At 66.9% G+C, this 10972-nt stretch carries 8 protein-coding genes and 1 pseudogene; 1 reads left to right on the top strand and 8 read right to left on the bottom strand.

Going from position 1 to position 10972, the window contains the following annotated elements; genetic code table 11:
- Positions 1 to 14: 14 nt before the first annotated feature.
- The 8 genes and pseudogenes from A0W70_RS03865 to A0W70_RS03895 all read right to left on the bottom strand — a co-directional run.
- Positions 15 to 323, bottom strand: a pseudogene (locus tag A0W70_RS03865) (REP-associated tyrosine transposase); the annotation flags it as partial.
- Between the two features lie 18 nt (positions 324 to 341).
- On the bottom strand, positions 342 to 485 hold the full coding sequence (locus A0W70_RS17300) for a hypothetical protein (protein ID WP_425402593.1): 144 nt from the start codon (positions 483 to 485) through the stop codon (positions 342 to 344).
- Positions 486 to 764: 279 nt separating this feature from the next.
- Positions 765 to 1397, bottom strand: coding sequence for an SPOR domain-containing protein (locus tag A0W70_RS03870; RefSeq protein WP_067560725.1), 633 nt, complete (start codon positions 1395 to 1397; stop codon positions 765 to 767).
- A 3-nt stretch (positions 1398 to 1400) separates the two neighbouring features.
- Positions 1401 to 3161, bottom strand: coding sequence for an arginine--tRNA ligase (gene argS / locus A0W70_RS03875; RefSeq protein WP_067560727.1), 1761 nt, complete (start codon positions 3159 to 3161; stop codon positions 1401 to 1403).
- Between the two features lie 430 nt (positions 3162 to 3591).
- The gene (locus tag A0W70_RS03880; RefSeq protein ID WP_067560729.1) at positions 3592 to 5808 is read right to left on the bottom strand and encodes a primosomal protein N'; all 2217 of its coding nucleotides are present in this window, start codon (positions 5806 to 5808) and stop codon (positions 3592 to 3594) included.
- 883 nt (positions 5809 to 6691) lie between these two features.
- Entirely contained in the window at positions 6692 to 8059 is a 1368-nt protein-coding gene (locus tag A0W70_RS03885) for an NAD(P)(+) transhydrogenase (Re/Si-specific) subunit beta (protein WP_139150705.1), read from the bottom strand.
- Positions 8060 to 8061: 2 nt separating this feature from the next.
- The gene (locus A0W70_RS03890) at positions 8062 to 8358 is read right to left on the bottom strand and encodes an NAD(P) transhydrogenase subunit alpha part 2 (protein ID WP_067560733.1); all 297 of its coding nucleotides are present in this window, start codon (positions 8356 to 8358) and stop codon (positions 8062 to 8064) included.
- On the bottom strand, positions 8358 to 9488 hold the full coding sequence (locus A0W70_RS03895; protein ID WP_067560735.1) for an NAD(P) transhydrogenase subunit alpha: 1131 nt from the start codon (positions 9486 to 9488) through the stop codon (positions 8358 to 8360). Before A0W70_RS03895 ends, A0W70_RS03890 begins: the two co-directional genes overlap by 1 nt.
- A gap of 350 nt (positions 9489 to 9838) precedes the next feature.
- Between A0W70_RS03895 and hemH the strand changes: the two genes are divergently transcribed.
- A complete protein-coding gene (hemH, locus tag A0W70_RS03900; protein WP_075109828.1) occupies positions 9839 to 10960 on the top strand; it encodes a ferrochelatase in 1122 nt (373 codons plus the stop codon).
- The last annotated feature ends 12 nt before the right edge of the window (positions 10961 to 10972 follow it).

Below are 10972 nucleotides of genomic sequence, written 5' to 3' on the forward strand. Positions count from 1 at the left end.
CACCCGGTGTCGTTTCAATCTTCCCGCAGCAGATCGTCCGGGTCGTCACCGGGCTCGAACCACCTGCAATACCAATATGGCCAATCCCGCAGTGAAGTCACCAGACCGGCTCGCACGGGATTCGCGATGACGTAACGGCCGACGGCTACCCGATCCTCTTCGGCGCGCAGCGCGTGGTCGTGCAAACCCGGCTGCCACAGGCCGCCGCCCAGTGCACGCGAGGAGCGGCCTTTCACGCGCTGCATGACCTGTGACAGTGAGAGTTTCCCGGTGAGCGAGACAAGCGCATGGAGGTGGTCGGGCATTAGCACCCACGCCAGCCAGTCCGCTTGGCTGTCCGTCTACAGACGGCGGAGTCCGTGGATGAGTGCCTCGGCGGAACGGGATTCGCGAAATACGGGGCGCCGTTGCGCGCAGACGCTCGTGACGAGATAGGCCTGACCGATGGCCGAGTAGCGCCCGCGGCGCAGATCGCCGTAACCCATCGTATGCCCTCCCTGGCGGATGCGTTGGTGGAATTCTGAAACCGGTGTCGGACTATAAGTCCGACCTACGGTCCATGGAGACGCTTTCTGGACCCGTAGGTCGGGCTTCCAGCCCGACATGCAACTGGCACAGCGAGCGCTGTTGATCGATGTCCGTTCACCCCAGCGGACGCGTTTGCGGTGTCCTGAAGGTGGTTAAGTCCGGCCCACGGTGTGTTGAGGCGCTTCTGGAGCCGTAGGTCGGGCTTCCAGCCCGACAAAGTGCGCCCCAGCCATCCATCAGCCGGAGGATTTGTCCCGGGTGACGAGGTAGTCGATGTCGTCGCTGCGCAGGCGCTTCTGGGCGTTTTTCAGTTTCGACGGGTCGGTGAAGGGGCCGGCACGGACGCGGTGCCAGTCCTCGCCGTTGATCTTGACCTGCTGGATCTCGACATCGAGCCCGAGGAGTGAGATACGCGCCTTCATGCGGTCGGCCTGCTCGGCCTTCTGGAACGAGCCCGCCTGCAGATAGAAGCGCGCATCGCTATCCGGCGCCGGTGCGGTGCCGGTATCGCTCTCGCCGGAGTCTTCCGGGGCACCGGGGGCCCCCTCGACCGCTCCGCCACCTTCTTCGCTGGCGTCCGGGACAACCACTTCGAGTTCCGGCAGGATCGAATAGAACTCGAACCGTGGGGAGTCGTCGGCGCCGTCCTCTTCGCCGGAGGCGGTCTCTTCGGTAACCGTGGTCTGTTCCTCGGCCGGCTGGCGTTCCACCGCGCTCGAGGGCGGCGAGTCGAGGTCGTCGAGGTACACGAGGAAGGCGACGAACAGGCCGATGATCAGGCCGATCGTCAGCATGGCCCAGCCGGGGAGACCTCGGCTGGCGCCGGCCTGGCGCCGGTTGCTCTGGCGCTTCGGCTGGGCGCGTCCCATGGGTTACATCTCCTCCGGCGCCGAAACGCCCACCAGCGCGAGGGCGTTGCGGATGACCTGCCCCGTTGCCTGGATCAGTGCCAGTCGCGCGTCCCGCAGGTCGGCATCGTCGACCAGGAACGCCTCCGCGTTGTACCAGGTATGGAAGGCGTTGGCGACCTCCTCCAACAGGTAATAGCACACGCGATGCGGCTCGCGGTTGGCAGCGGCCTGTTCGATCAGTTCCGGATAGCGTTCCAGCGCCTCGATCAGGTTGGTCTCGTGTGGTGTTCCGAGGCGATCGAGATGCGCTAGGCCATTGGCGCGGTCCCATTGCAGCCCGCGGGTTTCGAGCTGGCGCATGACGCTGCGGATGCGGGCATGGGCGTACTGGATGTAATAGACCGGGTTGTCCTGGGTCTGCGCCTTGGCCAGGTCGAGGTCGAAGTCGAGATGCTGGTCGTTGCGCCGCAGGACGTAGAAGAAACGCGCCGCGTCGGCGCCGACTTCCTCGCGCAGTTCGCGCAGGGTCACGAACTGGCCGGCGCGGGTCGACATCGGGATCTTCTCGCCGCTGCGCCAGAGTGCGGCGAACTGGACAAGCAGGACCTCGAAACGGTCCTTCGCGACGCCCAGGGCCTGCAATGCGGCATGCATGCGAGCGATGTAGCCGTGGTGGTCGGCGCCGAGCACATCGATCACGCGCTCGTGGCCGCGCTCGATCTTGTTCCAGTGGTAGGCGATGTCGGCACCGAAGTAGGTCTTGTCGCCGTTCTCGCGGATGACGACGCGGTCCTTCTCGTCGCCGAATTCCGTCGAGCGGAACCACTTCGCGCCCTCGTGTTCGTAGAGATACCCGTTGGCGTCGAGGCGCTCCAGGGCGCGGTCGACCGCGTCCGTATCGAACAGGCTGCGCTCGGAGAACCAGTCCTCGTACTCGACCCCGAAACCGGCGAGGTCGTCGCGGATCTCCTCGACGAGTTCGGCCACGCCGTGCTCGAACACGATGCCCCAGTCCTGACCCAGCAACGCGCGGGCGCGCCGGACCAGGGCGTCGATAAAGGCCTCCTTGTCGCCCCCGTCGGGCTCATCCGCCGGCAGATCAGCGGTCACCTCGGCCGCGGGGCGCAGGAGCGAATCGCCCCGTGCCTCGTACAGCGACGCCGCGATCGCGCGGATGTAGTCACCGCGATAGCCGTTGGCCGGAAACGGCACCGTCTCGCCGAGGCGTTCGAGATAACGCAGCCATACGCTGACCGCGAGGATGTCCATCTGCCGGCCGCCGTCGTTGACGTAGTACTCGCGGTGGACGTCGTAGCCGACCGCCTCCAGCAGATTGGCCACGCTGGCCCCGAACGCCGCGCCACGGCCATGGCCGACGTGCAGCGGCCCGGTCGGGTTCGCCGAGACATACTCGATGTGAATGGTCTCGCCCGCACCTGTGTTGCTGCGGCCGTAGCGCTCGCCCGCATCGAGCACGCGCGCGACCACGTCACTGCGCGCGCCGCTGGCGAGGAAGAAGTTGATGAAGCCGGGCCCGGCGATCTCGGTACTCGCCACCGCCGGGTCCTCCGGCAGCGCGGCGACGATCTCGCCCGCGAGTTCACGCGGGTTGCGCCGCGCGGATTTGGCCATCACCAGCGCGACATTGGTCGCGAAATCCCCGTGCCCCCGGTCACGCGCACGCTCCACGCGGACCTCGGGCAGCGCATCGGCGGCGAGCGTGCCCTGCTCGACAAGCGCATCGAGCGCACGCTGAATCAGACTGGCGACAGTATCCTTCACAAGCGGTATCCGGATTCAGGGACGGGCGGTACGGGAAGCCCGGCATTCTACCGCCGTGGTGCGCGTTTTAGGAACCTTCGGGCCGGAGAGTGTTGAGAACCACGAATGAACACGAATGGACACGAATGGGGTTTGGGGTTACCGGAGGCTTGCGGAGCTTCGCTGTTGGGCAGTGCAGGGGACAGGGAGCCAATTCATAACCAAAAAATGGACTAAAAATGGACGAAAAATAGTTCTTCTGGTTCACAGCGACGTAAAACAGACATTTGCGGATGTCGCTATGGGTTAAACGCTGCCGAAGACATCGAATAATGACCGGACCATTTTTCGTTCATTTTTTGGTTATGCTTTTTTCAGAACCCGAACAGCGAAGTTCCAGAAGCCCGTGGGGACCCAAAGCGCATTCGTGTTCATTCGTGGTTCTTGCCGTTTAGAGCATCTCCACCGGATCAACATCGATGGACCAACGCACCTTGCGGGCCTCGCGGGCGGTTTCGAGCCAGGGGCGGAGGATCCGGAGGGCCTGGTGGAGCGGTCGCCGGCTTGGTGACTGCAGGGCCAGCTGGGCGCGGTAGCGGCCGGCGATGCGTTCCATGGGTGCGGGGGCGGGGCCGAAGACTTCGAGGTCGGGCGGCGGTGGATCGCCGAGTTCGGCGGCGGCCGCGCGCAAGCAGGCCGAGGCCGCTTCCGGCTGTGTCGATTCGGCGCGGATCAGCGCCATCCTGGCCGCGGGCGGCAGGCGGGCCTCTTCGCGTTCGTCCAGCAGGCGTTCGGCGAGCGCGTCGTAGCCCTCGGTGACCAGCGAGCGCAGCAGCGGATGCTCGGGATTGCGGGTCTGGATCAGGACGCGGCCGGGGCGTTCGCCGCGCCCGGCACGGCCGGCGACCTGCAGCACGGTCTGGGCGAGGCGCTCGGCGGCCCGGAAATCAGCGCCGAACAGACCGCGGTCTGCGTCCAGTACACCGACCAGCGTCACGCCCGGGAAATCGTGGCCCTTGGCCAGCATCTGGGTGCCGAGCAGGATGCGCGCCTCGCCGCTGCGGATGCGCTCGAGCTTGGCGTCGAGCTCGCCGCGCCGACGGACGCTGTCGCGATCGAGCCGTTCCGCCGGTGCGTCGGGGAAGCGGTCCGCGAGCGCCTCTTCCACGCGCTCGGTGCCCTGGCCCAGATAGAGCAGGGCCTCGCTGCCGCATTCGGTACAGGCAGCGGGCACCGCGCGGTCGGCGCCGCAGTGGTGGCAGCGCAGGCGGCGCCGTTGCTGGTGAACGGTCATGCGCGAGTCGCAGCGGGCGCATTCGGCCGTCCAGCCGCAGTCGTCGCAGATCAGGGTCGGTGCCCAGCCCCGCCGATTGAGGAACAGCAGCACCTGGCCGTCACCCGCCAGGGTCTCGTCCATCGCCTCCGTCAGGGGGGCGGACAGCCCTTCCGTCAGCCGTCGGCGCCGGACGTCGACCAGTTCCAGGCGCGGCGGACTGGCCCCGCCCGCGCGCTCGTCCAGATCGACGCGGGTGTAGTGCCCACGGCGGGCGTTGGCGAGGGTTTCCAGCGAGGGGGTCGCCGAGCCGAGCACGACGGGGATGCCGGCACGCTGGGCGCGGACGATCGCCAGATCACGGCCGTGATAACGGAAGCCGTCCTGCTGTTTCAGTGATGGATCGTGCTCCTCGTCGACCACGATCAGCCCCGGCCTGGCCAGTGGCGTGAACACCGCCGAGCGCGTGCCCAGGACGACCGCGGCATCACCGCTGCCCGCGCGGCGCCATTCGGCCAGGCGCTCGCGCTCGTTGAGGCCGGAGTGGAGGACGGCCGGTGTCGTGCCGAGGCGGCGGGCAAGGCGTGCCAGCAACTGTGGTGTCAGACCGATCTCCGGCACCAGCACGAGGACCTGCCGGTCGGCCTCGACAACCCGCTTCATCGCCTCCAGATAGACCTCGGTTTTGCCGGAGCCCGTGACGCCGCGGAGCAGGATCGGCCGGAAGCCACCGAGGTTCTCGATGATCGTGGCCGCAGCATGATTCTGGGCATCGCTGAGACCCGGGCCGGGGGCCGCCGGCGGCGTCTCTCCGACCGCGGGCGGGGCCGGCTCCACCAGACCCTTGCGCTCCAGCGCCCGCAGCGGTGAGTGGTAGCGATCGCTCACCGTGCGCAGCGCGGAGGCCTCGATACCGTCGCTGTGCGCGGCGATCAGGTCGAGCAGTCGCGCCTGAACCGGGGCGCCGGTGATACCGGTCTGCAGGGCGGCGCGGCCCTCCCCGGTGATCCGCCATCGTGGTGGTGGTTCCGTCCGGGGCGTTTCGCCGCGGCGCAGGGCGACCGGCAGGATAGTGGCCAGCACCTCGCCCGGTGGGTGGTGGTAGTAGGACGCGGCCCACAGGCCCAACTGAAGCAGGTCGGCGGGCAGGGCCGGTTCGTCGTCGAGGACCGCCTCGGCGCGGCGCAGCCGGTCGAGCGCGAGTTCGCTGCCGCTGGCCGTCTCGACCAGCACGCCCGTGAGCCGCTTGCGGCCGAAGGGGACGAGCACGCGGCTCCCCGGGCGCACCGTGTCGGCCTGGCTGCCGTCCGGCAGCAGGTAGTCGAACAGCCGGTCGATCGGTCCCGGTACCGCGACGCGCAGCACCGCCGCGGCGTGGTGATCACGCGCGCTCACGCGGGCTGCGTCCGGGAACTGGCGGGGTGGCGGGGCCGTGTGATCATCGGGCGTCAGTGTACCGGTCCGCGTGGCCCGAGCGGAGTCCTGATACCGGGTCCTGGTCGACTGATGTGGAGGGTTATGCTGGACGCTCGTTCAAGAGTTTCGTCCAACTGCCGGTGTCCGTAGGAGATTCTCCCATTATCCACAATTTCTGTGGATAACTCTGTGGATAGTCTGGGTGGAAAACGCCGCGAATAGCAGCGTCATGCAACGGTCATCAAATTGGATGGTTTCTGATCATCCAAAATTTCTCTTTTAAAACAGTAGCTTACGATGTTTCCGCCGATTCCCCGTGTGCACTCACGAGCGTTCTTGGGCTCGAAGTATCGCCGTCATCGGGGCGAGGCCGATTGTGCATAACACGTTGCACGATGAATGGATAGCCCGAATTGCGGGGTCTGCGCGGAGGGATTTTCTGTCTTGTTGTCAGAGCCATGCGTGGGTGTAGGTGGTTACCCTGAGCGTCGCTGTATGGGTTGCTGACGGGGCGTCGTGTCCCTTGTTGAACACGGTCGATCGGTCTTGTCTGGCAACCGGCGGGCCGTTCGGTCGAAGACGTGATCGGGTTGAGGCGACGGCGGCATTCGCCCTCCATTTCGTTGCGGGCGAAGTCCGGCCTGCGTGGCGGAGTGTGCGGGTGCTGAGTGTTCAGTATGTAGGCCGGCTTGCGACCGAAGGGAGCCAGCCGGCAGTCGAGCTTGGGTACCGCACAACGGGCGCGCCGGCTGTTGCCTTCGGCAAAAGCCGGCCTACGTACTGAATCGATTTCTTTGCGTTCCTTGGCGCCCTTCGCGCCTTGGCGAGAACCCCGGGTACAGCGTTCCCGGCACGGTACCGCTCAGAGTGACTTCACGCCCGTGATGAGTTCCCCGGCGACGCTCTGGGCATCGCCATAGAGCATCTGCGTGTTATCGGCGAAGAACAGTTCGTTCTCGATGCCGGAGAACCCGGCGCCGCGGCCGCGTTTGACCACGATCACCTGCTGGGCCTTGTCGGCATCCAGGATCGGCATGCCGTAGATCGGGCTGTCCTTCTTCGTGCGCGCGGCCGGATTGACGACGTCATTGGCGCCGATGACCACGGCGGCATCCGCCTGCGGGAACTCGGCGTTGATGTCCTCGAGATCGGCAATTTTGTCATAAGGCACGCCGGCCTCGGCCAGCAGCACGTTCATGTGACCCGGCATCCGCCCGGCGACCGGGTGGATGGCGAACTTCACCTTCACGCCGCGCTCTTCGAGCAGTTCGGTCAGTTCCCAGATCTTGTGCTGGGCCTGGGCGACCGCGAGGCCGTAGCCCGGGATGATGATGACCTTGCTCGCGTACGACAGCATGATCGCCGCGTCGGTCGCGTCGATCTCTTTCATGATGCCGCCGCTGCCCTCCGCCGCCTCGGCCCCCTCGTCGGTGCCGAAACCGGCGAACAGGACGTTGGCGAGGGAGCGGTTCATCGCCTTCGCCATGAGCTGCGTCAGCAGGGTGCCGGCGCTGCCAACGACGATGCCGGCGATCATCATGGCCGGGTTGCCGAGCACGAAGCCCTCGAAGCCGACGGCGAGACCGGTCAGCGCGTTCAGCAGAGAGATCACCACCGGCATGTCGGCGCCGCCGATCGGCATGGTGACGGTAATGCCGATCACGGCGGCCGCGATGAAGAAGAGAAGCAGGACCACGCCGGATTCGGCGCCGGCCGCGACGGCGATGGCCGCGATCACCGTGGCCACGGCGAGGCCGATATTGAACACCTGCATCGCGGCGGAGCGCGGCGATTTCTTGACGATCCCCTGCAGCTTCGCGAAGGCCACGAGCGAGCCGGTGAAGGCGATCGTGCCGATCAGCGCGCCGGCGACGGCGAGCACCAGCACCAGCGGCGAGAGCACGTTGTCGCCCAGCATCTCGTTGGCCGCGATCGCGGCCGCGGCGCCGCCGCCCATGCCGTTGTAGAGGGCGACCATCTGCGGCATGTCGGTCATCGCCACGCGCTTCGCGCTGACGTAAGCGACCGCGCCGCCCGAGACCATCGCCACGACCATCAGCGCGTAGTTGTGCAGCCCCTCGTGCAGGAAGGTCACGAGCGTGGCGAGCACCATGCCGGCGCCGGCCCAGACGATGCCGCGGCGCGCCGTTTTCGGCGAGCTCATGCCCTTGAGGCCGAGGATGAACAGGATGGCGGCGATGAAATACGCCGCCTGGATGAGGGTGTCCAGCGTCATGCCCGCTTCTCCCTGTCGCCGCTCGACTTGAACATATCGAGCATGCGCTCGGTGACGAAGTAGCCGCCGACCGCATTGCCCGCCGCCAGGAACACGGCGACGAAGCCGATGGTCAGCTCCAGCGCGCCCTCGGCGTGCCCCATGGCCACCATCGCGCCGACCAGTACGATGCCGTGGACGAAATTCGATCCGGACATCAGCGGCGTGTGCAGGATGACCGGCACCTTGGAGATGACTTCATACCCCGCTACCGCGGCGAGCATGAAAATGTAGAGTGCGATGAAGCCTTCCATCAGCCTTCCCCCTCGATCTTCTGGCGCGTGGCTTCGTGACGGACCGTGCCCGCGTGGACCAGTGCGCAGGCATCGAACACGGCGTCCTCGAGATCCACGTGCACGCCCTCTTCGCCCAGCACGGGATCCAGCAGTGCGAGCAGATTGCGGCCGTACATCTCGCTCGCGTGGACCGCGGCCAGACTCGGCACATTGTTCGGCCCGGCGATCAGTATGCGGCCGTGCTCGACCGTTTCGCCGGGCTTGGTGAGTTCGCAGTTGCCGCCGTTCTCGGCGCGGAGATCGATGATCACGGCGCCGTTTTTCATGTTTGCGACCATGTCGGCGGAGATGATCTTAGGCGCCGGCCGCCCGGGTACGCCGGCGGTGGCAATCACCGCGTCGGCCCGCTCGAGGCGTTTGGCGAGGACCTCGGTCTGCTTCGCCTTCTCCTCGTCGGTCAATTCGCGGGCGTAACCGCCCTCGCTGGTCGCGTCGACGCCGGTGTCGATCAGTTTGGCGCCGAGTGACTCGACCTGCTCGCGCGCGTCGGCGCGGATGTCATAGGCCTCGACCTGGGCGCCGAGCCGGCGTGCCGTGGCGATCGCCTGCAGACCCGCGACGCCCGCGCCGATGACCACGACCTGGGCCGGGCGGATCGTGCCGGCCGCGGTCGTCAGCATCGGGAACAGCCGGCCCGACAGCTCGGCCGCCATGACCGCGCCCTTGTAGCCGGTGATCGTGCCCTGGGAGGACAGCGCATCCATCGACTGCGCGCGCGTGATGCGCGGCACCAGTTCGAAGCTCAGCGCGGTGATGCCGCGGTCGCGCATGCGCGCGATCGCTTCCGGATGACGGTCGTGCTCGGTGAAGCCGGCGAAGACGGCGCCCTCGGGCAGCGCATCGATCTCGGCCTCGCTCGGCGGATGGACTTTTACGAGGACGTCGCAGGCGCCCAGCGCCGTCGCGGCGTCATCGACGAATTCGATATCGGCGTAGGCGTCGTCCGGATAGCGGGCGGCATCGCCGGCGCCTTTCTCCGCGATCACGCGCACGCCACGCTTGACCAGCTTGGCGACGGCGCCCGGATCCAGGGCGACGCGACGTTCGCCCGGGGTGGTCTCCTTCACCAGGGCTACGGTGATGGTCATGTGTGGCTCCATGGGACGGGTCAACGGATACGTGCCGTCACGCACACGCACGGACCGCGACGGAGTTCTACCGGGCGGCTGCGGAGCGGGCGGGACGCATGCGTTTCCGGGCGCCGCTTGATTATGCTTCGTTGCGGCCCGGAAACCCCCAGCCTACAATGCCGCGCACCGCATTTCCACTGACGACCCGGGGTTCGTGCGGCCCGTATGTACGTCGTCAACATACCGCTGCATCGTCATCCGGTCGCCGTGCGAATGCAGCGGTGCCGACCCCGGTTGGCGTGCGCACGTCCCGCCGCCGTCGCCGAGCCTGAATATCGACATGGAGCGCCGCTCCGGAGCAGATCACCGTGGCCGAAGATTATTCCCGTTACGTCAGTGAGCCCGACTATGCCCATGGTTCCGCCGAATGCACGGGTGTGCTGATGGTGAACCTCGGCACGCCCGAGGCACCGACACCGAAAGCGCTGCGTCGTTACCTTGGCCAATTCCTCGCCGATCCGCGGGTGATCGAGCTGCCGCGCTGGAAGTGGCGCCTGATCCTGCACGGCATCGTCCTGCGCACCCGGCCGCGGCGCGTCTCGAAAGGGTATGCCGGTATCTGGACGGACGACGGCTCACCGCTGATGTCGATCAGCCGCCGGCAGGCCGAGGCACTGCAGGCGAAGCTCTCGGAGCGCGCCCCCGGACCGGTCAAGTTGGCGCTCGGCATGAGCTACGGCCGGCCGTCGATCCCCGATGCGCTGGCGGAGCTGCGCGCGGCCGGTGCCCGTCGCATCGTGCTGCTGCCGATGTATCCACAGTATTCGGGTTCCACCAGCGCCTCCGTGTTCGAGGCGACGACGAAGGAGCTCAACCGCTGGCGCTGGATCCCCGAGTTCCGCTGGATCCAGCACTACGCCGACGATCACGGCTATATCGAGGCGCTGGCGCAATCGGTACGCGACTATCGGGCGGAACACGGCAGCGGTGACCTGCTGCTGATGTCTTTCCACGGTGTGCCGAAGCGGTATCTGATGAATGGCGACCCGTATCACTGCCTCTGCCAGAAGACCGGTCGGCTTGTCGCCGAGCGGCTTGGGCTGGGCGACGACGAGTACCGCATCACGTTCCAGTCACGCTTCGGCCGCGAGCCCTGGCTGCAGCCGTACACCGACGAGACCGTCGAGGCCCTCGGCAAGAAGGGGCTGAAACGCCTGGATGTCATGTGCGCCGGTTTTCCTGCCGATTGCCTTGAGACGATCGAGGAAATCGGGGGCGAGAACCGGGAGATCTTCGAGGAGGCCGGCGGGGGCGAGCTGCACTACATCCCGGCGCTCAACGATCGCGACGATCATATCGAGGCGCTGACGGATCTCGTCCTGCGCCACAGCCGCGGCTGGCCGGAGATGGATGCGGACGTTGGCCCCGTTGCCGGTGAGGCGTTCGAGGCGAGTCGGGAGCGGGCGTTGGCGCTCGGCGCGGAGAAGTAAGGGCGAAGGGCG

The sequence above is a fragment of the Halofilum ochraceum genome (assembly GCF_001614315.2).
In the GTDB taxonomy this organism is placed as follows: Bacteria; Pseudomonadota; Gammaproteobacteria; order XJ16; family Halofilaceae; genus Halofilum; species Halofilum ochraceum.

Coding starts and splice junctions, on each gene's coding strand:
- A0W70_RS17300 (WP_425402593.1), bottom strand. CDS start 485: ATGGGTTACGGCGATCTGCGCCGCGGGCGCTACTCGGCCATCGGTCAG.
- A0W70_RS03870 (WP_067560725.1), bottom strand. CDS start 1,397: ATGGGACGCGCCCAGCCGAAGCGCCAGAGCAACCGGCGCCAGGCCGGC.
- A0W70_RS03890 (WP_067560733.1), bottom strand. CDS start 8,358: ATGGAAGGCTTCATCGCACTCTACATTTTCATGCTCGCCGCGGTAGCG.
- A0W70_RS03895 (WP_067560735.1), bottom strand. CDS start 9,488: ATGACCATCACCGTAGCCCTGGTGAAGGAGACCACCCCGGGCGAACGT.